A 22,589-nucleotide genomic window follows, 5' to 3' on the forward strand; every position below is an offset into this window, starting at 1 on the left:
TGTCGCCGGTGGTCCATCAGCGGGATGCTGAAACCGACGGGTCGGAGCGCCTGGGAAATGCTCTGGTGACGCGACTCGCGCACCGACCCGAAAAGTATACCCCCTCCCAGCTCATGCTTCGACCACGGCCGGTGACCGGCGGCGGACGGCGTACAGGGCGGCGAGCACGGCGACCGCCGCGGCGGAGATCAGCCAGACGAAGATCGGGGCCATGTCCTTGGACAGACTGGGCGCGCGATCGGGTCCGATCACCCAGAGCGCCAACGGAACGGCGTACACGGCGGCGAGGGCGATCGACCACCAGCGCAGCGGCCGCAGGCTCGCGGTTCGCAGCGTGCCGATCAGGACGAGGGCGACGGGAACGACGGCCAGCATCGAGAACTGGCCGATCACCAGGACGGGGACGGACCAGGCGGAGATCAGGACGGACTTCGGCGTACGAGCGGACATGATGGCGACTCCTCGGTTAGCGACTGTAACTTTACAAGCGTAACCTTACGACATGAACAAACGGGTGTAAAGTCATTCGCCATGAGCACAGGAAGGGCGCGTGAGCGCAACAAGCGCGGCGAGGGCGCCCAACTGAGGGAAGAGATCGTCAGCGCGGCCACCCGGCTGCTGGACGCCGGCACGGAACAGAGCGTGACTCTGCGCGCGGTGGCCAGGGAGGCCGGCATCACGGCGCCTTCCATCTACTCGCACTTCGCCGACCGGGACGCGATCCTGCTCGCGGTGACGCAGAACGGGTTCGCCGAACTGGAACTGGTACTGCGGGAAGCCTCAGTCGGGGCATCGGCGGGAGCGGACCCGGTGGAGCGGCTGCGCGCGGTTTGTACGGCGTACCTGGAGTTCGCGCAGTGTCGGCCCGCTCGCTACCGAATCCTGTTCGGAGCGGCCTGGGACGCCAGTCAGACGGTGAAGCGCGCCCCGAAGCTGGCGCCGGACCTCGCAGTACTGGGAATGGATGCCTTCGGCATCCTCCAGCAGTCGGTGGCCGACTGTGTCGCGGCGGGACGCTCGGCCAGTACCGACCCGATGGCCGACGCGACCGCGCTGTGGGTCGGCCTGCACGGGCTGGCGCAGTTGCGGGTGGCGGCATCGCTGTTCCCCTGGCCGGCCGGCCTGCAGGACACTCTGGTCGAGCGGCTCACGCTGCTGCGCTGATGCTCAAGTCCGCTTCAGCTCTTGTGCGGGCGGCCTAGGGTGAAGGTATGGCGGAGGACACCATTCCCAGCAAGGACCACTGGCTGTCGATCGGGGAGATCGCCCATCGTTCCGGTGTCGCCGCGTCTGCTCTGCGGTTCTACGAGGACCAGGGGCTGATCAGCTCCCGGCGTACGGCGGGGAACCAGCGGCAGTACTTACGCAGTACCTTGCGCCGGATCGCCTTCGTGCAGGCCGCGCAGCGGGTCGGGCTCGCACTGTCCGAGATCAAGTCCGCCCTGGATTCACTGCCGAACGACCGCACCCCGACCCGCGCCGACTGGAGCCGGTTGTCGAGGTCCTGGCGCAGCCGCATCGACGAGCGCATCTCCGAGCTGGAGCGGCTGCGCGACGATCTGGACGAGTGCATCGGCTGCGGCTGCCTCAGCCTGCAGCGCTGCAACCTCTACAACAAGGCCGATCGGTTGTCGGAACATGGACCGGGCGCCCGCATCCTGAACGTAGGCATCCCCGGCGAGTTATGACCGGCATACCGCCGGGATCGGTGAACGAGGGTTTACCCCCGGCTTTTTCCCGATCTGGTGTGAAATTCGTGAACCCTTGGCAAGCTCCGATCTGTAGCGATCAGTAATCCGCCGGTCGCTTTCCGCCACAGATCACGGAGTGAGGCCCTCCCATGTCGCATCGCCGTATCCTGACGTCCCTGGCCGGACTGGCAGCCACTGCGCTCGTCGTCCCCGCCTTCGCCGCCGCCGCCCCCACGGCCGAGGCGCCCAGCACGACCGCCGCCCCGGCCACCGTGTCGGCGTACACCGGATCCCCGCAGGACGAGGCCGCCACCAAGGCGTTCTACGAAGCGGTGATGAAGTCCGCCCGGGCGAAGCAGGCCAAGGCCGGCAACAAGGCCGCCGCGGTCACCGTCACCTACGCGGTCGATGCCCCGACCTTCGCCGGCGAGATCGCTTCCAGTACGTCGATCTGGAACTCCTCGGTCAGCAACGTCACCCTGGTCGAAGGCAGCAACTACGACTTCTACTACACCGAGGGCAACGACCCGCGCGGCTCGTACGCGTCGACCGACGGCCATGGTTCGGGTTACATCTTCCTGGACTACGCCCAGGCGCAGCAGTACGACTCGACCCGGATCACAGCCCACGAGACCGGCCACGTCCTCGGCCTGCCGGACCACTACTCGGGCCCCTGCAGCGAACTGATGTCCGGCGGTGGCCCCGGCCCGTCCTGCACCAATCCCAACCCGGACGCGAACGAGCGCGCCCAGGTCAACAGCCTGTGGGCGAACGGACTCAGCAGCCTTGGCGAGAAGGCCGCGTTCCACACCTCCAAGTGAGGTAGCCCTCGGAGCCTCCGGCCCGGACCGCCCGGCAGGGGACGGCCCGGGCCGGAGATCTTTTGTACTGCGCCCTTGTACTGCTACCGAGCGCGGTACGGGCCGGTCGTGTTGCGGACCACCAGCTCCGGGCGGAACAAGAACTCCGTGTGGGGCGTCGCGTGCCCGCGGACTTCCTCCAGCAGCGCCTGGACCGCGGCCAGTCCCATCGCGTTGACCGGTTGGCGGACCGTCGTCATCGGCGGGTCCGTGAACTCCATCATCGGGGCGTCGTCGTAGCCGACCACCGAGATGTCGTCGGGGACCGAAAGGTCGCGTTGGCGGGCGGCGCGGATGACGCCGAGCGCCATCATGTCGGAGCCGCAGACGACCGCGCTGACTCCTACGTCCAGCAGGCGTTGCGCCGCGGCGTGCCCGCCCTCCACGCCGAACATGCTCAGCTCGACCAGCTCGTCCAGCTCCCCGTCGGACAGACCGAGCTGGGCCTTCATCGCGGTCCGGTAGCCGGCGAGTTTGCGCTGGACGACGATGAAGCGCTCCGGTCCGGAGGCGAAGCCGATCCGGCGGTGACCCAGCGAGACCAGGTGCGAGACGGCGAGCTCCATCGCGGCGTACTCGTCGGACGACACGAACGGCGCCTCGACGCCGGGGAGCCAGCCGTTGACGAAGACGACGGGGAGGTTGCGGTCGACCAGTGACTGGTACCGGCCGTGGTCGGTGCCGGTGTCGGCGTGCAGGCCGGAGACGAAGATGATGCCGGAGACGCCGCGTTCGAGCAGCATCTCGACGTACTCCTCCTCGGTGGCGCCCGACGGCGACTGCGTGCACAGCACCGGGGTGAAGCCGCGCTGGGACAGCGCCGACTCGATCACCTGGGCGAAGGCAGGGAAGATCGGGTTGATCAGCTCCGGCATCACCAGCCCGATCAGCCCGGCCGAGCGCCGGCGCAACCGGGTCGGCCGTTCGAAACCGAGTACGTCGAGGGCGGTCAGTACTGCCTGTCTGGTCTCCTCGGCGACTCCCGGCTTGCCGTTCAGCACCCGGGACACCGTAGCCTCGCTGACACCGGCCTTGACCGCGATGTCGGCCAGCCTCGCTCTACTGCTCACGGCGGCACCTTACCCACCGGCCGATGAACTTGCAGCAAGAAGCTGCAAGAACTTGCAGACGGAAACTGCGCAGAAGTGTCCAGCCAGTGAAGAGTACGGACAAGTCACACGCCGTACACCTTGTCAGGAGCTGCGGCTCGGGTCAGGATGGGCGCACCCCCGCCTGGGGGCCTTTACTCGGATCGTCCGGCACGTTCCTGCCGGTGAAGGAAGGTACACAGTCATGGCCACTGTCTCGTTCAAGGCGGCATCCCGGGTCTACCCCGGTTCTGAGAAGCCCGCCGTCGACAAGCTGAACCTCGAGATCGAGGACGGCGAGTTCATGGTGCTCGTCGGCCCGTCGGGGTGCGGCAAGTCCACCTCGCTGCGGATGCTCGCCGGCCTCGAAGAGGTCAACGAGGGTTCCATCTACATCGGCGACCGCGATGTCACCCACCGCCCGCCGAAAGAGCGCGACATCGCGATGGTGTTCCAGAACTACGCGCTCTACCCGCACATGTCGGTCGCGGACAACATGGGCTTCGCGCTGAAGATGCAGGGTGTCTCCAAGGAGGACCGCGCCAAGCGCGTCCTGGAGGCCGCCAAGCTGCTCGGCCTGGAGGAGTACCTGGACCGCAAGCCGAAGGCCCTGTCCGGTGGACAGCGTCAGCGCGTCGCGATGGGTCGCGCCATCGTGCGTAACCCGCAGGTCTTCCTGATGGACGAGCCGCTGTCGAACCTCGACGCCAAGCTCCGGGTCCAGACCCGTACCCAGATCGCCGAGCTGCAGCAGCGCCTCGGCGTCACCACCGTCTACGTGACCCACGACCAGGTCGAGGCCATGACGATGGGCGACCGGGTCGCGGTGCTGAAGGACGGTCTGCTGCAGCAGGTCGACACCCCGCTGAACCTGTACGACAACCCGAAGAACCTGTTCGTGGCCGGCTTCATCGGCTCCCCCGCGATGAACCTGCTGACCGGCGACCTGGTCGACGGCGGCGTCAAGCTGGGCGACTACACCATCCCGGTGACGCGCGACATCCTGGCCAAGGCCGGCAACGACAAGACCGTCTCGATCGGCGTCCGTCCGGAGGCCTTCAAGGTCTCCGACAACGGCCTGCCGGTGAAGGTCGCCGTGATCGAGGAGCTCGGCGCTGACGCGTTCCTCTACGGCACCGCCGAGCACGACGGCAACCACCAGCAGATCGTGGCCAAGATCGGCGCCCGGATGAACGTCGAGAAGGGCTCGCTGATCCACCTGGAGGCGCAGACCGACAAGCTGCACCTCTTCTCGACCTCCACCGAGGAGCGTCTCACCGCCTGATTCTCAGGCAGCTCGAACACCGGCGGCCCCGGGGTGGTTCATCCACCCCGGGGCCGTTTAGTTGCTAGTCCCGGTCGAGTCGCGCGTCGTCCGGGTGCCGCTGCAGCCGGTACGTCGACGTGACGGCCCCACCCAGTACGACGCCCGGCGGCGTCAGGTTGCTCTCCTTGACCAGGTAGTGCGGGCGTTGCTTGGTCTCGTAGTAGATCCGGCCGATGTACTCGCCGATCACGCCGAGCATCACCATCTGCAGGCCGCCGAGCCCGGTGATCGCCGCGATCAGCGTGACGTACCCGGGCATTTCGACGCCATTGGTCGCCGCCACCACGATCACCCAGATCGCGTAGAGCACCGCGACCGTGGTGAGCACCAGACCGACGTAGATCGCGGCCCGCAACGGCTTGTTGTTGAACGACAGCAATCCGTCCAGCCCGTACTCGAAGAGCTTGCGGAACGACCACCGGCTGCGGCCCTTCTCGCGCTGGACGTTCTCGTACTCGAAGACGATCGACTCGAACCCGATCCAGGCGAACAGGCCCTTGGAGAACCGGTTGTTCTCCTCCAGCTTCAGCAACCCGTCGACCGCCCGGCGCGAGATCAGCCGGAAGTCGCCGACCCCGTCGATCAGCTCGACGTCGGCCCAGCGGTTGATCAGCCAGTAGTAGGTGCGGGCGAGCAGCGTTCTGGTGGCCGGGTCCCCCGACCTGGTCCGCCGGGCGATCACCTGGTCGAAGCCGCGCTCGTGCAGCTCCAGCATCCGGCCGATCAGCTCGGGTGGGTGCTGCAGGTCGGCGTCCATCAGGATCACCGCGTCGCCGCTCGCGTGCCGCAGCCCGGCCAGCATCGCCGCTTCCTTGCCGAAGTTCCGGCTGAACGACAGGTAACGGACGGTCGGATCGGCGGCGGCGATCCCGAGCAGCGCGTCGAGCGTGCCGTCCTCGCTGCCGTCGTCGACGTAGATGATCTCGTACGGCTCGTCGGTGCCGGCGAGCTCGCGGCTGACGGCCTGGTGGAATCGGGCGATCACGTCAGCCTCGTTGAAACAAGGGACCACCAGTGTCAGGCGCATTGCGCTCCAGGGAAGTCGGACTAGACCGGCAGGAGTGTAGCCTGGCGGCGGTAGGCCGTCCGGTGCGTGGGGCGCGGGCTCGACATGAACTCCCGGAGGACGATCCTTGCAGTCGGACCACCCGCCACCCAAGGTGCCCGCGGCAGCGTCCTTGCTGGCCGGGGCCCTCGCGGCACTGGGCTTCGTGGTGGCGGGCATGTTCCGGGGGACGTACCCGTTCGGGGACCTGTCGCGCAGTACCAACGACCTGGGCGCGCAGTACGTACCGTTCTACGCCCATCTGTGGGACGTGCTGACCGGGAACGCGCAGGGCGACTTGCTGTTCAACTGGCAGAGCGGGTTCGGTGTCGGGTTCCTGGCCGACTTCGGGGTCGTGCTCGGCAGCCCGTTGTCGTTCCTGGTGGTGCTGTTCCCCCGCGACGACATCGACCTCGCGGTCTTCGTCATCACCACGCTGAAACTCGCGCTGGCGGCCGCTGCGATGGCGGCCCTGCTGCGCCGGCTGCGGCCGGGTCCGTGGTGGCTCGCGGCGGCCCTCGGTGCGTCGTACGGGCTGTGTGGGTGGGCGATCGACGACGGCGCCTACGTGCCGATGTGGCTCGACGGGCTGATCGCGGTGCCGATGTTCTGCCTGGTCGGCGAATGGGCGCTGAGAGGCAAACACCGGACCCTCGGCGTGCTGGTGATCGCCGTCTTCTGGATCTCCAACTTCTACACCGCCTACATGGCGGCGATCGCCGCCGCTCTCGTCTTCCTCGTCCGGGTACTGACCAGCGAGATCGCCTGGCGGGGCAGGCTGTACGGCGTGCTGCGCTACGCCCTCGTCTGGGTCCTCGGTCTCGCGCTGTCGACCCCGGTGCTGATCCCGGTCTTCCAGGCCAACAGCCTCGCCGCTCCTTCACCCTCCGGCACCTTCACTCCCGTGCCCCTGGAGAACTTCTTCTCCCGGCTCCTCCCCCTGTCCGAGGGTGTCGGCCGCGGCGCCGGCCTGTACGTCGGCACAGCGGCCCTGCTGCTCGCCGCGACACTTCCCTTCAACGGTTCGGTGAAAGCCGTCACGCGGATCGCCTGGACCCTGCTGGCCGTGCTCGTCGGCGCCTCGTTCCTGTGGCAGCCGACGCACGAGGTCTGGCACGGCTTCGACAGCCCGAACGGAAGCCAGTACCGGCAGGGTTTCGTCCTCTGCGCGATTCTCGTGATGGCTGCCTGGCTGTCGGTCGCCGACCGCGCACCGAGCTGGATCGCGTTGACCGGCGGCGCGGCGCTCGTGGCCACGCTGGCGATCTGCACCCAGCACAGCCCTCTGCTGACCAACGGCAGCATCATCGTCCTCAGTTGCTCGGCCGCCCTGATGCTGCTGGTCCTGCTGGCCCTGCGGTACGTCGGCCGCCCGCGCCTGGTCGCTCTGGTCGCCGCTGCGCTGGTCCTCGGCGCGGTCGGGGTGGAGCTCACCTGGACCGCGGTGGTGGTCGACGAGCAACGCAGCAAGGTCCTGCCCGCCTCGGCACGGCCCTGGGGCACCGAGCACAGTGAGGCGGCCGACAAGTTGCGCGAGACAACCGGCTGGCCGCAGTACCGGACGGATCCTGGGACGACCTTCACGCCCAACGACCCGATGCTGGTGGGCGGCCAGGGCACTGGTTACTACAGCAGTCTGTTGCCGGCCAGCCTCAACCGCACGCTGACCGAGCTCGGCTTCGGCTGGGCCGGCTACGGGCGTGCCTCGTTCAGGCTCGAGAACCCGGTCACCGACGCGATCTTCTCGATCGGCGCCACGCTCGAGGACGGCGCCGTCCAGCGCACCGAAGTACCACCGCTGGTCACCGTCCGGCCGAAGCCGGCTGACGGCGCGCCGCAGCCGGACAGCGCTTTCGCCTACCAGGAAAGGCTTCTGGGCGCGAAGGTGTACGAGGTCCCGGAGTACAAGGGCAGGCGGACCGACAGACCGGGGGTCGTCACGTTGACCGCCCGCTGCCCGGTCGGGTCGACGATCTACCTGACCCTGCCGCGGATCTCGGGCGAGGCCCGCGGTCCGGACGGCGAGTGGCAGCGGCTCGCGGCGCCACGGCGTCCGGGCATCAACACGAGCAGCGCGATGGTGGAGCTGGGGCCGACGCCCGCGAGCGGGGTCGCTGTCGCCGAGATCAGGATCATCACCTCTGCCGGACCGATCCCGCTGACCGGCGCGATGGGATGTCTGGACGAGGCCAAGCTGAAAGCCGCTGTCGCGGCGTTGCGCACGGCAGGGGCAACTGCGGTGAAGACCGGCGGGCACTCGATCGAGGCCACCTTGAAGCCTGGTAGCACAGGGCTCGCGGTCGTCGCCGTACCGCGGGTCGACGGCTGGCGCTGTTCGGTCGACGACGGCAAGGCACAGGAGCCCAATGAGTTCGGCGGTCTCTTGGCGGTGGAGCTACCTGGACCGAGTCAGAAGGTCAGCTGCAGCTTCCGGCCGCCAGGCTTGGAGCTGGGTCTGGCGGCCGGAGCCTCGGCGTTGCTGATCACCCTCGGTCTCTTCCTGCTGGGCAGGAGGAGAAGGAGCGCTAGTTGACGTCGCGGCGGCGGAACACCAGGGCGCCGAGCACGATGGCCAGGACCGTGGCGACGCTGAGATACCAGGCGCCGTGCTCGAAGGACAGGTGCTTCTCGACCATGTTGCAGGTGTAGTTGCCGCCGCCACCGTCGCACTCGTCGACGAAGTAGGTCGTGCCGTGCCCGACGAAGGCGTCGAAGTTGAGCCGGATCAGCCAGGGCTGCACCCCGGCCAGGAAGCCCCCGAAGACCGCCTCGATGATCACGATGTAGCCCATCACCAGGCCGATCGCTGCCGCGGTGTGCCGCAGCAGCAGCCCGACGACACCTCCGAGCGCTGCCCCGACGGCTGTCGTCGCGACGATCCGGCCCGACGTTTCGAACAGGTTGCCCCAGACCTTGCTGGTGGTGCCGGCCGTGGTTCCGAGCTGGTCCACGATCAGGAACGTGCCCAGTAACAGGATTCCGGTGATCACCACCGCCACCGGGACGAAGCCGATCGCCGCGGCCAGCAGCTTGCTGCCGTAGACCCGCATCCGGCGCGGCTCGAAGGTCAGCCAGTTGCCGATCGACCCACTGCTGAACTCGGCGCCGACGAAGCTGGCCGCGACCAGGAAGGCGACGAACAGCAACAGGTACGACGATCCCTGCAGCCCCTCCGGCATGACCTCGGCGAACACCGTCTTCGGCTTGCCGAACTGCTCCCGCGTCGGCGGACCCGGGCAGAACTCCTTCAGCGCGGGCTTCGGGTCGGGCGCCGCGGCGTACGAGGCCTCACAGTCCTTCTGGTACTGCGTCCCGTTGAGCTTCCAGTCCTTCTGCGCCTCCTCGAAGTAGACCTGGTTCTGGCGCTGTTCCTCGGCCGACAACGGCTTGGCCTGCTGCCAGCTGGCGAACAGCATGAAGGCCGTGACGACCAGCAGGGCAGCCACTCCGGCGAGGGTGATCCGGCGGGAGGTCAGCCGGCGGAGCTCGACTGCGGTGAGGCGGATCACTGGTGGCCTCCCAGACCCTCGTCGGCGGTGAGCTCGAGGAAGACGGACTCCAGGTCGGCGCGGACCAGGATCAGCTCGGACACGTACAACTCCTGCTGGGCAAGGCGTTTGGTGACTTCGGCGGAGCGTTCGGCGCCGTCGACGAAGAGGTAGCGGCCTTCGGTCCGTACGGACAGTCCGGCCGCGGCCAGGACGGCGGCGGCCCGTTCCTGCTGGGCCGGGTGATCGCCCAGGGACACCTTCACGGTGGCCTTGCCGGTTCCACCGATCACCTCCGCGACGGTGCCGGAGGCCAGCAACCGGCCGTGACCGATGATCGACACGGTGTCGGCGACCTGTTCGACCTCGGCCAGGATGTGACTGCTGACCAGCACGGTCCGGCCCTGCTCACCCAGCCCACGCATGGTCTCGCGGATCTCCCGGATCCCGGCCGGGTCGAGACCGTTGGTCGGCTCGTCGAAGATCAGCAGCTCAGGCTGCTTGAGCAGCGTGGCCGCGATCGCCAGCCGCTGCTTCATCCCCAGCGAGTAGGTCTTGAACTTGTCCTTGCCCCGCTCGTTCAGCGAGGTCTCCGCGAGCACCTCGCCGACCCTCTTCCGCGGTGCGCCGATCGCGTCGGCGAGCAGTTCGAGGTTCTTGCGGCCGCTGAAGGCCGGGAAGAACTTCGGCGACTCGACGATCGCGCCGATCCGGCCGACCACGTCGGGGAGCCGGTCCGGCACCACCTGGCCGAAGACGGTCATCGTGCCGGCGTCGGCGCGGACCAGCCCGAGCAGCATCCGGATCGAGGTCGTCTTGCCGGAGCCGTTCGGCCCGAGGAACCCGTGCACCCCACCGACCGGCACCTCCAGGTCCAGCCCCTGGACCGCCACCACCCGCTTGCCGCGCCGGGTCCGGTAGGTCTTCCGCAGCGCCTGCGTACGGATCGCCAGCTCAGGCATAGCGCCCCTCTCGTCTTGTCCCCTCGGCGAGGAGGACGCTCATCCTTGCAGGGCAGGCGGCCACCCGCAGTTGCATCCGATACCCGGAGGGGGTACCTTTTGAGGTGTCGACATACCCCTCCGGGGTAGTAGTGGAGAAGAGGAACCCGCCATGACCACCGAAGACAGCGCCGAGCACGTGCACGGTTACACCTCGGAGAAGACCAGCCACCTGAAGCGGCTGCGCCGGATCGAGGGGCAGGTGCGCGGACTGCAGCGGATGGTCGAGGAGGACAAGTACTGCATCGACATCCTCACCCAGGTCTCGGCGGCCACGAAGGCGCTGCAGTCCTTCTCCCTCGAACTGCTGGACGAGCACCTGTCGCACTGCGTGGTCGAGGCCGCGCAACGGGGCGGCGCGGAGGCCGAGGAGAAGGTCCGCGAGGCCTCCGACGCCATCGCTCGTCTGGTCCGCAGCTGAGCACCGGAAACCCGAGCTAGGAGCATTGCCATGACCACCACCACGTACTCCGTCAACGGCATGACCTGCGGTCACTGCACCGCGGCCGTCACCGAGGAGCTCGGCAAGCTGCCGGGCGTCCAGGAGGTCACCATCGACCTCAACAAGGGCGGCACGTCCACCGTGCACGTGACGAGCGAGTCGGCCCTGGACGAGGCCGTCGTCCGCGAAGCCGTCGACGAGGCGGGCTACGAGCTCGCAGGCGCATGAGCCGGGCTGTCGCGGTTCGGCTCGGCGCGTTCGCCGGTGCGGTGGCGCTGGCGTTCGCCGGCGCGTTCGCTCTCGGTTCCGTGGTCGACCCGGTCGCGGCAGCCGATCCGGCTCCGGCCGCCGGTGAGCACGGAGCCGTGCCGGAGACCGGAACTCACGGCGCGGGCCACAGCGAAACCGACGCCCAGCCGCCGGGCCTCGCGGTCTCCCAGTCGGGCTACACGTTGCTTCCGAAGAAGACCTTCTTCCAGCCCGGCAAGGCGCAGAAACTGGAGTTCACCGTTCAGGGGCCGGACGGGAGGACGCTGACGCAGTACACGCGGACGCATGAGAAGGATCTGCACCTGATCGTCGTCCGGCGGGACCTGTCGGGGTTCCACCACGTGCACCCGACCCGGGCCGCCGACGGGACGTGGAGCATCCCGTTCACGTTCACCGCCGGCGGCCAGTGGCGGATGTTCACCGACTTCCAGCCGGCCGCGCTCGGCAAGACGCTGACGCTGGGCGCCGATCTGAACGTCTCCGGTCTCTACATCCCGGTCCCGCTGAACGAGCCCGCGAGCGTCTACTCCGTCGACGGGTACGACGTGACCCTGGCCGGTACGCCGGTCGCCGGCCAGGAGTCCGAGCTGACCTTCAGCGTCAGCAAGGCGGGCAAGCCGGTCACCGACCTGCAGCCGTACCTCGGAGCGTCCGGGCACCTGGTGTCCCTGCGCGGCGGCGACCTTGCCTACCTGCACACCCATCCGCTGAAGGGCATCACCTTCGGCACCACCTTCCCCACCGCGGGGACGTACAGCCTGTTCCTGGACTTCAAGCACGCCGACAAGGTGCGCACCGCCGAGTTCACCGTGAACGTCGGTACCGACGGGACGGCGATCGTGCCGCCCGCCGAACTGCCCGGCGAGACACCAGGCCACGAAGAAACCCCGCACGGCCACTGAAAGGAGGCCCAGCAATGACCACACCCGACAACTCCGTCGAGCTCCTCATCGGTGGCATGACGTGCGCCTCCTGCGCCAACCGGGTCGAGAAGAAGCTCAACCGGATGGAAGGCGTCACCGCCACCGTCAACTACTCGACCGAGAAGGCGAAGGTGACCTTCGGCGAGGGGATCAGCACCGACGACCTGGTCGCCACGGTCGAGGCGACCGGCTACACCGCTTCGTTGCCCACTCCCCCTGTTGCCGACGGCCCCGAGCCGGTCGACGAACTACGCCCGCTGCGCGAGCGGTTGTTCGCCAGCATCGCGCTCTCCGTACCGGTGATCGCCCTGGGCATGATTCCGGCACTGCAGTTCGACTTCTGGCAGTGGGCGTCGCTGACACTGGCCGCACCGGTCGTCACCTGGGCCGCCTGGCCGTTCCACAAGGCCGCCTGGACCAACCTGCGGCACGGTGCCGCGACGATGGACACGTTGATCTCGGTCGGTGTGATCAGTTCGTTCGTCTGGTCGCTCTACGCGCTGTTCCTCGGTGCGGCCGGTGAGCCCGGGATGAAGATGCCGTTCACGCTGATCCCGTCGCGCGGCAGCGGAGCCGAGGAGATCTATCTCGAGGTCGCGGCCGGAGTGACGACGTTCATCCTGGCCGGCCGGTACTTCGAGGCGCGCGCCAAGCGCTCGTCGGGTGCCGCGCTGAGGGCACTGCTCGAACTGGGCGCCAAGGACGTCGCCGTACTCCGTGACGGGGCCGAGGTCCGGATCCCGGCGGAGCAACTTGCCGTGGGCAACGAGTTCGTGGTGCGCCCGGGCGAGAAGATCGCGACCGACGGGGTGGTCGTCACCGGCTCCAGCGCGGTCGACGCGTCGATGCTGACCGGCGAGTCGGTGCCGGTCGAGGTCGGCGCGGGTGACGCAGTGGTGGGCGCGACGGTGAACGCCGGTGGGCGGCTCGTCGTCCGGGCCACTCGGGTCGGGTCGGACACCCAGCTGGCGCAGATGGCACGGCTGGTGGAGGACGCTCAGAACGGGAAGGCCGCCGTCCAGCGGCTGGCCGACCGGATCTCCGGGGTGTTCGTACCGATCGTGATCGGGCTTTCCCTGGCCACGTTGGGATTCTGGCTCGGAAACGGGTCGCCGACGGAGGTCGCGTTCATGGCCGCTGTCGCGGTACTGATCATCGCTTGCCCTTGTGCGCTGGGACTGGCGACGCCGACCGCCTTGATGGTCGGGACCGGACGTGGCGCTCAGTTGGGGATCCTGATCAAGGGTCCTGAGGTGCTGGAGTCCACCCATCGGATCGACACCGTCGTCCTGGACAAGACAGGGACCGTGACGACCGGGCGGATGGCGCTGGTCGACGTACTGCCGGCCGAAGGCGAGGAGCGAGCCGAGGTACTACGCCTGGCAGGCGCGCTGGAGCACTCGAGTGAGCACCCGATAGCGCAGGCGATTGCCCGCGGGGCTGCCGACGAGGTGGGCGCGCTGCCTGCGGTCGAAGGCTTCGCGAACGTGGAAGGCCTCGGCGTACAGGGCATCGTCGATGGACATGCCGTGCTGGTCGGCCGGACGAAGCTCCTGGCGGAGTGGAGTCAGGAGTTGCCGGCGTCACTGGCCGAGGCGAAGGAGCAAGCGGAGGCCGAGGGCAGTACTGCGGTCGCGGTCGGCTGGGACGGCAAGGCGCGGGCTGTGCTCGTGGTCGCCGACACCGTCAAACCGAGCTCGGCGGAGGCGATCCGTCAACTGAAGGCACTCGGGTTGCGGCCGGTCCTGCTCACGGGCGACAACGAAGCGGTCGCCCGGAAGGTGGCTGCCGAGGTCGGGATCGACGAGGTGATCGCCGAGGTACTGCCGGCCGGCAAGGTGGACGCGGTGAAGAAACTGCAGTCCGAGGGACGCTCGGTCGCGATGGTCGGGGACGGCGTGAACGACGCCGCCGCGCTCGCGCAGGCCGACCTGGGACTGTCGATGGGAACCGGCACCGACGTCGCCATCGAGGCGAGCGACCTGACGCTGGTCCGAGGCGATCTCCGGTCGGCCGCCGACGCGATCCGGCTGTCCAGGACCACCCTCCGCACCATCAAGGGCAACCTGTTCTGGGCCTTCGCCTACAACGTCGCCGGCCTGCCGCTGGCCGCCGCCGGACTGCTGAACCCCATGCTGGCAGGAGCCGCGATGGCCTTCAGTTCGGTCTTCGTGGTCACCAACAGCCTGAGACTCAGACGCTTCCAGCCGCTCACCAAAAACTGAGAGCAGTAGCGATGTAGTCCCTCGTGACTCGACGCCGACCACCCATATCCTCAAACCGTCGATGCCGAACTACCAGGGCCATCATCTCAACGAGCACCTCTGTCTCAGAGCAGCGCAACTCTGCGGGCTACCTGCGGCCGTCACGGAACTGCTCGCCTGCGACAGGTACGAAGTACTCATCTCGCACAGGTACGACCGGATCAAAGGCCCTGACGGTCGATGGCGTCGGCTACACCAGGAGGACTTCTGCCAGGCGCTCTCGATCTCACCGAGTAAGAAGTACCAGTCCGACGGCGGACCAGGGCCCGACCAGCTCGGCGATCTGCTGTCCAGCCGCAGCCTCGCTGCACACCGTCGCGACAACCTGCGAACCCTGTTCGACTATCTGGTTTTCAACGTCGCGATCGCTGCGACCGACGCGCATGCGAAGAACTTCTCGCTCTTGCTGAGTTCCCGAAGTGTCCGACTCGCTCCTTTGTACGACGTGGGAGATGGCCGGCGTTTCCGAGCAGGATTGGATCGCCGTGGGGAGACGGCTTGGGTCTGACGAGCGACGAATCCGTACTGCGGGTTCGATCGATCCGTTCCAAGGTCCCCACGGCCTTCCACCAAGCAGCGACCGAATCCGCTGTTCCGGCCCCGCTGAAGAGCCGGGCTGGTTGGATCGCTGAGCTGGTCGCAGCGCAGATAGCAGGACGCCGCGACCGCTGGGGACAACTCGACGTCCCTTCGCCTGACCACTGATCAGTCGCAGAAAGACCGACCCGCTGGAGCCCTGGTCTGCGGCCCAGGGCTCCAGCGGGGTCGGGGAGGGGTGGTCAGCGGAGCCAGGCTGTCGTGTCGGTGGGGAGTTTGCCTTCTTCCAGGGGGGCACTGGTGAGGAGGACCTCTGTGTGGGGTGGGAGGTTCATCGCGCCTGCTGTCAGGTTGGTGATGCAGGTGAGGGATTCCCGGGTGAAGGCCAGGACGCCTTCGGCCGAGTCCATCCAGGTGAGGGTGCCGTCGCCGAGGTGGGTGCGGCGGAGCTTGAGGCCGTCGCGGTAGAGGGCGAGCATGGAGTTCTGGTCGGCCTGCTGGGACTCGACGGTGAGGTTCTTCCAGTCGGCGGGTTGCGGGAGCCACGGCGTACCGGCGCCGAAGCCGAAGGGAGGCTCTTTGCCGGACCACGGGATGGGGACACGGCAGCCGTCGCGGCCCCGGTCGGTGCCGCCGGAGCGGACCCACAGCGGGTCCTGCAGGAGGTGGTCGGGGAGGTCTTCCACCTCCGGCAGGCCCAGTTCCTCACCCTGGTAGACGTAGAGCCCGCCGGGGAGAGCCATTGCGAGCAGGGCCGCGGCGCGGGCCCGGCGTTCGCCCAGGACGGGATCGGTCTGCATCCCGTGCTTGCGGTCCTGGTGCGAGAACGACGTGTCCGGCCGCCCGTACTTCGTCACCGGGCGGGTGACGTCGTGGTTCGAGAGCACCCAGGTGGGTGGTGCTCCGATCGGGACGTGCGTGGTCAGCGTCAGGTCGATCGAGGCCCGCAGTTCGGCCGCGTCCCACGAGCGGGACAGGAAGTCGAAGTTGAACGCGGTCTGCATCTCGTCGGGGCGCAGGTACAGCGCGAACCGCTCCTGGTCCGGCATCCACATCTCGCCGACCAGGAAGCGCCCCTCGTACTCGTCGGTGATCCGCCGCCAGCCGCGGTACACCTCGTGCACGTCGTCGTGGTCGGTGTACGACTCCTCGACACAGTCCAGGTCCTTGAACAGCACCGCGGCGCTGTCGATCCGGATCCCGTCCACGCCACGGTCCAGCCAGAACCGCAGGATGGCGTGGAACTCCTCCACCACCTCGGGGTTGCGCCAGTTAAAGTCGGGCTGCTCGGGGGCGAACAGGTGCAGGTACCACTGGCCGTCGGCGACCTGGGTCCAGGCCGGCCCGTTGAAGATCGACTGCCAGTCGTTCGGCGGCAGGCCGCCTTCGCGGCCGTCGCAGAACAGGAACCGCTCCCGCTCGGCCGACCCCGGCCCGGCCGCCAGTGCCTGGACGAACCAGTCCTGCTGGTCCGAGCCGTGGTTGGGCACGATGTCGATGATGGTGCGGATGCCCAGCGCGTGCGCCTCTTCGATATAGGCCTCCGCCTCCGCCAGATCGCCGAAGCTCGGGTCGATCGCGCGGTAGTCGGCCACGTCGTAGCCACCGTCGGCCATCGGCGACGGGTACCACGGGTTCAGCCAGATCGCGTCCACGCCGAGCTCGGCCAGGTACGGCAGCCTGGCCCGCAGCCCGGCGAGGTCGCCGATCCCGTCACCGTTGCCGTCGGCAAAGCTGCGCAGGTAGACCTGGTAGATCGCCGCGCCGCGCCACCATGTGTCAGTCCCGGTGTCCGCCATTGCTTCTCCTTAGGGGGTTGGGGAATCAGCCTTTGAGGCTGCCGGCGGTGAGACCCGCCATGATGCTGCGCTGGAACACGAAGAAGACCAGGATGGTCGGCAGGGAGGCGATCACCAGCGAGGCGATCAGCACGTTCTGCGGCATCTGCGCGGACAACGACGCGATCCCGACGCTGATCGACATCTTGTCGGTCTCCGGCAGCACCAGCAGCGGCCAGACGAAGTCCTTCCAGACCGTCACCACCGACAGGATCGAGACCACCCCGAGGATCGGCCGCGACACCGGCAGCACGATCGACCAGAGGATCCGCATCGGCGAGGCGCCGTCGATCTCGGCCGCCTCCAGCAGCTCGCGCGGGATCGAGTCGAAGAACCGCTTGAGCAGGAAGATGAAGAACCCGTTCGCTGCCGCCGGCAACCAGATCGCCCACGGGGTGTTCAGCAGGTTGAACCCGAACAGCGGCACGTCCTTGGCCACCAGGTACGTCGGCAGCAGCAGCACCATCGGCGGTATCATCAAGGTGGCCAGCATCAGCGCCAGGATCACCTTGCCGAAGTACGGCCGCAGTTTGGACAGCGCGTACGCCGCGGTGACGTCGACCGCCAGGGTGAGCAGCCAGGCGCCACCGGCGTACACGATGGTGTTCTTCAGGAAGACGCCGAGCTGCAGCTGGTTCCAGGCGTCGGCGTAGACCCCGAAGTCGAAGGTCTTCGGGAAGAAGCTCGGCGGGATCTGGGCGATCTCCTCCGGCGACTTCAGCGCGCCGGTCACCATCCAGTACAGCGGGAAGACGAAGGCCAGCGTGAAGCCGGTCACCACCACGACCAGCACGGTCCAGTAGGTCAGCTTGCCGTGCCAGGACTGCAGTGCCAGCGGCGACACCAGGCTCCTGGTCTCGTAGCCGCGGCCCTTGTCCTTCTTCCTCTTCCGGGTACGCCGGGTCGCCGGCGCCGGAGTGGTTGCCTCCAGCACCTGTCGTGGTTGCAGAGTCGTTGTCATCGGCCACCTTCGTTGTCTCGCGAGACGCGCAGGTAGATCGCGGAGAAGACCATCAGGACGACCATCAACATCAGCCCGAGCGCGCCACCGCCGCCGAAGTCGCCGAAGTTGAAGGCGTACTGGTACATCAGGTAGGCCACCGTCACGGTCGCGTTCTCGGGGCCGCCACCGGTCAGCAGGTAGGGCTCGATGAAGACCTGCATGGTCGCCACCACCTGCAGCAGCAGCATCACCAGCAGGATCAGCTTGGTCTGCGGGATGGTCACGTGCCAGACGCGCTTGAACAGGCCGGCGCCGTCCAGTTCGGCCGACTCGTAGAGCTCACCGGGGATGCTCTGCAACGCGGCCAGGTAGATCAGGGTGCCGGTGCCGAGGTTCATCCAGGTGGAGACCAGGACGAGCGAGACGAGCGCGGTACTGGAGGAGTCCAGCCAGGCCAGCGGTGGCAGGCCGAACACGGCGAGGACCTGGTTGAACAGGCCGGCGCCCGGATCGTAGAACCACTTGAACAGCAGGACGCCGACGGCCGGCGGCAGCATCACCGGGAGGTACACGACGAAGCGCAGGTAGCCGCGCGCGTGCCGCAGTTCGTTCAGCACCACCGCGAGGACGAACGGGACCGCGTAGCCGATCACCAGCGACAGACCGGTGAAGGCCGCGGTGTTCAGCCAGGCCGACCGGAACGCCGGGTCCTCGATCACGGTCCGGAAGTTGTCGAAGCCGACCCACTTGGCCGGGTCGACGAAGTTGTTCTCCTGGAAGCTGAGGAAGACCTCGCGCACCATCGGGTACCAGGAGAAGAAGGCGAAACAGATCAGTGCCCCGCAGAGGAACCCGTACGCCGTGAGGTTCCTGCCGACCGCGCGGCGCGCCGCTCCCTGGGGAAGGGAACGGCGCACCGGCGGTTTCGCGGTCAGAACCGCCATCAGGTGTTCTTGGCGAGGATCTTGTTGGCCTTGCCCTCGGCGTCCGAGAGCAGCTTGTCGATGTCAGCGTCCTTCCGGGTCAGCACGGCGGACATCGCCACGTCGAGTACGGCGTACAGCTCCTGCGCCTTCGGCGGCTCGAGCTTGTTGGTGATACTGGCCTGCGCGTCGACGTACGGGGTGAAGTGGTCGACCGGCACCGTCGCGAACTGCTTGCGCAGAGCAACGATCTCCTTGCCGGGGGCCGAGTTGCCGTACAGGTCCGGGATCGGCAGGCCGACCGGGCGGCCCTGGCTCTTGGCGCGCTCGTAGTCGAACTGCCCCTTGCCAGGCGTCAGCTCGTGGAACTCCAGCCAGGCCAGGCCGGCCTTGATCTTCTCCGGCGTCGCCTTCGGGTTGAACATGTAGCCGTCGCCACCGCTGAGCGAGGACTTGCCGTCGGACTCCGGTACGGCGGTCACGCCGTAGTCCTCGAACTTGCCCTGGAAGTCGTTGTTGACCGACTGGACCACGTCCGGCGCACCGATCATCATGCCGAGCTTGCCCGAGCCCATCATCCGCATCAGGTCTTCCCACTGCAGCAGTTGCTTGGTGCCCATGCTGTTGTCGTCCCAGCGCATCTTCTTCAGGTTCTCCAGCACGGCCTTGCCCTCGGCGCTGTTGAACGCCGCGGACTTGCCGTCGTCGGCCACCATCGAGCCGCCCCGGGCGTACAGCGAGGCGGCGAAGTGCCAACCGCCGGTGTTGCCCGCGCTGTACTCACCAAAGCCTGTGTAGCCCGCGCCGAGACCGGCGATCTTCTTGGCCGCCTCCTGGACCTCGGTCCAGGTCTTGGGCGGCGAGTCCGGGTTGAGCCCGGCCTGGGTGAACAGCTTGCGGTTGTAGACCAGGCCCATGTTGTAGTTGTTCCGCGGCAGGCCGTAGGTCTTGTCCTCGGACTTGAAGACGCCCTGGACGTCGGGACGGATGTCCTTGAGTGCCTTCACCTCACCGAGGTACGGGGTGATGTCGGCGGCCTGCTTGGCCTTGATGATCTTCTGGACGTCGGTGTAGTAGACGTAGAAGACGTCCTCCTGGGTGCCACCGGCCAGCTTCGCCTGGAAGGTGTCGGGGTTGATACAGGGGAACGCGTCCTTGCTCTGGATCGTGATGTTCGGGTGCAGCTTCTGGAACTCCGCGATGTCCTCGTCCCAGCCGGCCCGTTCCTTCGGGTTGCTCTTCGGCGGCTGACATCCCACGGTGATCGTGACCGGGGCGTTCGCGTCGCCCGAGCTCTGCGCGGCCGGCTTGTCGTCGTCCCCGGATCCACAGGACGCGGCCGCCAGGCCGAGCCCTGCCACGAGCAACAGGCTGAGCGCCTTGCGGTGGCTCGTTGTCCTCATCGATGTGCCCTTCTGCTGGCGAGGGCGCTTTCCGTCCCGCCCCTCGGATGTGGTCCGTACCGTAGGCAACCCGACCGGATGTGCGCAATACTTCGATCTCAAGTTGCAAAAACGTGACTACGTCACGGAACAACACAAAACGGGGGCCTCGGACAGGAATCCTGTCCAAGACCCCCGGAGGGTGTCTGTCGTTGTCAGACCAGCGCCCGCGACCTCAGCCGGGCGGTCGAGGCGCGGACCACCAGTTCGGGCTCGAACAGCAGTTCGTCGGCCGGTACGGCGGCGCGCTCGATCAGCGCGACCAGCATGTCGACCGCGGCCCGGCCCATCGCGTCGATCGGCTGGCGGACGGTGGTGAGGGGCGGATCGGTGCAGTTCATCATCGCGGAGTCGTCGTACCCGATCACCGAGACGTCGCCGGGCACCGACAGGCCGGCCCGGCGGACCGCGCGGATCGCGCCGAGCGCCAGGATGTCGCTCGCGCAGACGATGCCGGTGACGCCCTGCTTCACCAGCCGGGTGGTGGCCGCGTGCCCGCCCTCGAGCGAGAACATGGTGTGCTCGACCAGCGCGGGGTCGGCCTCGGGCGAGGAGAGGAACGTGTCCAGCTTGCGCCGCGAAGGGATGTGGTCGCGCGGGCCGAGCACCATGCCGATCTTCTGGTGCCCGAGCGCCCGCAGGTGGCCGATCGCCATCTCCGCGGCGACGACGTCGTCCGACGAGACCTGCGGGAAGCCGAGGTGGTCGACCGCCGCGTTGACCAGCACGGTCGGCAGCTTGCGCTCCTGGATCAGCTCGTAGTGCGCGTGCGGCGCATCGGCCTGGGCGTAGAAGCCACCGGCGAACACGACGCCCGACACCTGCTGCTGCAGCAACAGGTCGACGTAGTCGGCCTCGGAGACGCCACCGACCGTCCTGGTGCAGAGCAGCGAAGTGAAGCCCTGCTGCGCGAGTGCGCCACCGACGACCTCGGCGAAGGCCGGGAAGATCGGGTTCTGCAACTCCGGCAGCACCAGGCCGACCAGCCGGGCCCGGTCGCCTCGGAGCTGGGTCGGACGCTCGTAGCCGAGCACGTCCAGCGCGGTCAGCACCGCCTCCCGGGTGGCCTCCGAGACCCCCGGTTTCCCGTTCAGCACCCGGCTCACGGTCGCTTCACTCACGCCGACCTTCTTGGCCACCTCTGCAAGACGTCGAGTCATAGCGCAAACACTACGCCATATTTCGCAAATTCTTGCAGCCACTTGCGTCGCAGTACCGTCGGCCAGGAACTGCGACACTGGTGGACGTGCCTCGTTTCGTAGCCACCCGCCCGGACACCGGTCTGCTGTCACTCCCGTGGGACATCCCGCTGGAGGACTGGCCCGAGGACCAGCTCGTCGCGCTGCCGCGCGGTATCTCCCGCCACGTCGTCCGGTTCGTCCGGGTGAACGGCACCGTCTACGCGATCAAAGAGGTGATGGAACACCTCGCGATGCACGAGTACCGGCTGCTGCGCGATCTGGAGCGCCTCGACTCGCCCTCGGTCGAGCCGGTCGGCGTGATCACCGACCGGGTGGACCGCGACGGCGAACCGCTGGACTCGATCCTGGTCACCAAGCACCTGCAGTTCTCGCTGCCGTACCGCGCGCTGTTCTCCAGCACGCTGCGCCCGGACACCGTCAACCGGCTGATCGACGCGCTGGTCGCGCTGATCGTCCGGATGCACCTGCTCGGCTTCTTCTGGGGCGACTGCTCGCTGTCGAACACGTTGTTCCGGCGGGACGCCGGCGCCTTCGCGGCGTACCTGGTGGACGCCGAGACCGGCGAGCTGCACCAGGAGATCTCCGACGGGCAGCGCGCGCACGACCTCTACACCGCCGAGATCAACCTGTTCGGCGAGCTGTCCGACCTGGAGGAGGGCGGCCTGCTCGACGCCGACATCGATCCGCTGGAGACGATCCACTCGATCACCGCGCGGTACGAGGCGCTCTGGAAGGAACTGACCGCGCCGGAGGAGTTCCACGCCGACGAGATGCACCGGCTGGACTCGCGGATCCGGCGGCTGAACGAGCTCGGCTTCGACGTCGCCGAGATCGACATCATCACCGACTGGGACGGCAGCCAGGTCCGGATCCAGCCGAAGGTCGTGGACGCCGGCCACCACAGCCGCCGGTTGCTGCGGCTGACCGGCCTCGACGTCGAGGAGAACCAGGCCCGCCGGCTGCTCAACGACCTGGACTCCTACTCCGCCGCGACCGACCAGCAGAACGAGGACGAGGAGATCGTCGCGCACAAGTGGCTGACCGAGGTGTTCGAGCCGGTGGTCCGGTCGGTCCCGCGCAACCTGAATCGCAAACTGGAGCCGGCCGAGGTGTTCCACGAAGTACTGGAACACCGCTGGTTCCTGTCCGAGCAGGCCGGCCACGAGGTGGACACGACGAAGGCCGCCCGCTCGTACGTCGACGACGTCCTGGCCGCCAAGCCGGACGAGAAGCTCACCCTGCCGCCCGCGCCGCCGCCCGGTACGTCGCTCGATCCCGACCTCGACTGACCGACCGGAGGCGCCG

General features: G+C 67.9%; 21 protein-coding genes. 11 read left to right on the forward strand and 10 right to left on the reverse strand.

Translation table 11 applies throughout. From position 1 onward, the window contains the following. Positions 1-111 precede the first annotated feature (111 nt). Positions 112-450: a hypothetical protein gene (locus OX958_RS31645; protein ID WP_270133840.1), complete on the reverse strand. Its 339-nt coding sequence runs from the start codon at positions 448-450 to the stop codon at positions 112-114. A gap of 81 nt (positions 451-531) precedes the next feature. Between OX958_RS31645 and OX958_RS31650 the strand changes: the two genes are divergently transcribed. The 3 genes from OX958_RS31650 (at position 532) to snpA (ending at position 2,512) form a co-directional block, all read left to right on the forward strand. After that, entirely contained in the window at positions 532-1,164 is a 633-nt protein-coding gene (locus OX958_RS31650) for a TetR/AcrR family transcriptional regulator (protein ID WP_270133842.1), read from the forward strand. Positions 1,165-1,211: 47 nt separating this feature from the next. Continuing rightward, positions 1,212-1,688: a redox-sensitive transcriptional activator SoxR gene (soxR, locus tag OX958_RS31655; RefSeq protein WP_270133843.1), complete on the forward strand. Its 477-nt coding sequence runs from the start codon at positions 1,212-1,214 to the stop codon at positions 1,686-1,688. A gap of 152 nt (positions 1,689-1,840) precedes the next feature. After that, complete coding sequence (snpA, locus tag OX958_RS31660) at positions 1,841-2,512, forward strand: snapalysin (protein WP_270133844.1); 672 nt, start codon at positions 1,841-1,843, stop codon at positions 2,510-2,512. 83 nt (positions 2,513-2,595) lie between these two features. On the opposite strand, the gene OX958_RS31665 is transcribed toward snpA, so the two are convergent. Then, positions 2,596-3,621 carry a LacI family DNA-binding transcriptional regulator gene (locus tag OX958_RS31665; RefSeq protein WP_270133846.1) on the reverse strand — a complete coding sequence of 342 codons (1,026 nt, stop codon included), beginning with the start codon at positions 3,619-3,621 and terminating at the stop codon, positions 2,596-2,598. 223 nt (positions 3,622-3,844) lie between these two features. Here OX958_RS31665 and OX958_RS31670 point away from each other — a divergent pair, with 223 nt between their 5' ends. Further along, the gene (locus tag OX958_RS31670) at positions 3,845-4,924 is read left to right on the forward strand and encodes an ABC transporter ATP-binding protein (protein ID WP_270133847.1); all 1,080 of its coding nucleotides are present in this window, start codon (positions 3,845-3,847) and stop codon (positions 4,922-4,924) included. 64 nt (positions 4,925-4,988) lie between these two features. Here the strand turns inward: OX958_RS31670 and OX958_RS31675 are convergent, their stop codons facing one another. After that, positions 4,989-5,951: a glycosyltransferase family 2 protein gene (locus OX958_RS31675; protein ID WP_270133849.1), complete on the reverse strand. Its 963-nt coding sequence runs from the start codon at positions 5,949-5,951 to the stop codon at positions 4,989-4,991. Between the two features lie 148 nt (positions 5,952-6,099). Here OX958_RS31675 and OX958_RS31680 point away from each other — a divergent pair, with 148 nt between their 5' ends. Further along, a complete protein-coding gene (locus OX958_RS31680; RefSeq protein ID WP_270133851.1) occupies positions 6,100-8,544 on the forward strand; it encodes a YfhO family protein in 2,445 nt (814 codons plus the stop codon). On the opposite strand, the gene OX958_RS31685 is transcribed toward OX958_RS31680, so the two are convergent. Both OX958_RS31685 and OX958_RS31690 read right to left on the reverse strand, forming a co-directional pair. Then, positions 8,537-9,520, reverse strand: coding sequence for an ABC transporter permease subunit (locus OX958_RS31685; protein WP_270133852.1), 984 nt, complete (start codon positions 9,518-9,520; stop codon positions 8,537-8,539). The genes OX958_RS31680 and OX958_RS31685 overlap by 8 nt on opposite strands. Beyond that, a complete protein-coding gene (locus OX958_RS31690) occupies positions 9,517-10,461 on the reverse strand; it encodes an ABC transporter ATP-binding protein (RefSeq protein WP_270133853.1) in 945 nt (314 codons plus the stop codon). The genes OX958_RS31685 and OX958_RS31690 overlap by 4 nt, the downstream gene beginning before the upstream one ends. Positions 10,462-10,612: 151 nt before the next feature. On the opposite strand from OX958_RS31690, the gene OX958_RS31695 reads away from it, so the two are divergent. From OX958_RS31695 to OX958_RS31715, 5 genes are all read left to right on the forward strand, one after another. Next, on the forward strand, positions 10,613-10,921 hold the full coding sequence (locus OX958_RS31695) for a metal-sensitive transcriptional regulator (protein ID WP_270133854.1): 309 nt from the start codon (positions 10,613-10,615) through the stop codon (positions 10,919-10,921). A 30-nt stretch (positions 10,922-10,951) separates the two neighbouring features. Next, a complete protein-coding gene (locus tag OX958_RS31700) occupies positions 10,952-11,170 on the forward strand; it encodes a heavy-metal-associated domain-containing protein (RefSeq protein WP_270133856.1) in 219 nt (72 codons plus the stop codon). Next, positions 11,167-12,114, forward strand: a complete 948-nt coding sequence (locus OX958_RS31705) for a hypothetical protein (protein ID WP_270133858.1) — start codon at positions 11,167-11,169, stop codon at positions 12,112-12,114. Before OX958_RS31700 ends, OX958_RS31705 begins: the two co-directional genes overlap by 4 nt. Before the next feature lie 14 nt (positions 12,115-12,128). Next, positions 12,129-14,360 (forward strand): heavy metal translocating P-type ATPase, encoded by a 2,232-nt coding sequence (locus OX958_RS31710; RefSeq protein WP_270133859.1) that lies wholly within the window; start codon positions 12,129-12,131, stop codon positions 14,358-14,360. Between the two features lie 61 nt (positions 14,361-14,421). Then, positions 14,422-14,907, forward strand: coding sequence for a HipA domain-containing protein (locus tag OX958_RS31715; protein WP_270133861.1), 486 nt, complete (start codon positions 14,422-14,424; stop codon positions 14,905-14,907). A gap of 271 nt (positions 14,908-15,178) precedes the next feature. Here the strand turns inward: OX958_RS31715 and OX958_RS31720 are convergent, their stop codons facing one another. From OX958_RS31720 to OX958_RS31740, 5 genes are all read right to left on the reverse strand, one after another. Beyond that, complete coding sequence (locus tag OX958_RS31720) at positions 15,179-16,735, reverse strand: glycoside hydrolase family 13 protein (RefSeq protein ID WP_270133862.1); 1,557 nt, start codon at positions 16,733-16,735, stop codon at positions 15,179-15,181. A 25-nt stretch (positions 16,736-16,760) separates the two neighbouring features. Beyond that, positions 16,761-17,735 carry a carbohydrate ABC transporter permease gene (locus OX958_RS31725; protein WP_270133863.1) on the reverse strand — a complete coding sequence of 325 codons (975 nt, stop codon included), beginning with the start codon at positions 17,733-17,735 and terminating at the stop codon, positions 16,761-16,763. After that, complete coding sequence (locus OX958_RS31730; RefSeq protein WP_270133864.1) at positions 17,732-18,661, reverse strand: carbohydrate ABC transporter permease; 930 nt, start codon at positions 18,659-18,661, stop codon at positions 17,732-17,734. The genes OX958_RS31725 and OX958_RS31730 overlap by 4 nt, the downstream gene beginning before the upstream one ends. Next, on the reverse strand, positions 18,661-20,043 hold the full coding sequence (locus OX958_RS31735) for an ABC transporter substrate-binding protein (protein WP_270133865.1): 1,383 nt from the start codon (positions 20,041-20,043) through the stop codon (positions 18,661-18,663). Before OX958_RS31735 ends, OX958_RS31730 begins: the two co-directional genes overlap by 1 nt. A gap of 194 nt (positions 20,044-20,237) precedes the next feature. Further along, entirely contained in the window at positions 20,238-21,242 is a 1,005-nt protein-coding gene (locus tag OX958_RS31740; protein WP_270133866.1) for a LacI family DNA-binding transcriptional regulator, read from the reverse strand. A gap of 86 nt (positions 21,243-21,328) precedes the next feature. Here OX958_RS31740 and OX958_RS31745 point away from each other — a divergent pair, with 86 nt between their 5' ends. Continuing rightward, complete coding sequence (locus OX958_RS31745; protein ID WP_270133867.1) at positions 21,329-22,573, forward strand: DUF4032 domain-containing protein; 1,245 nt, start codon at positions 21,329-21,331, stop codon at positions 22,571-22,573. The last annotated feature ends 16 nt before the right edge of the window (positions 22,574-22,589 follow it).

The sequence above is a fragment of the Kribbella sp. CA-293567 genome (assembly GCF_027627575.1).
Taxonomy (GTDB): domain Bacteria; phylum Actinomycetota; class Actinomycetes; order Propionibacteriales; family Kribbellaceae; genus Kribbella.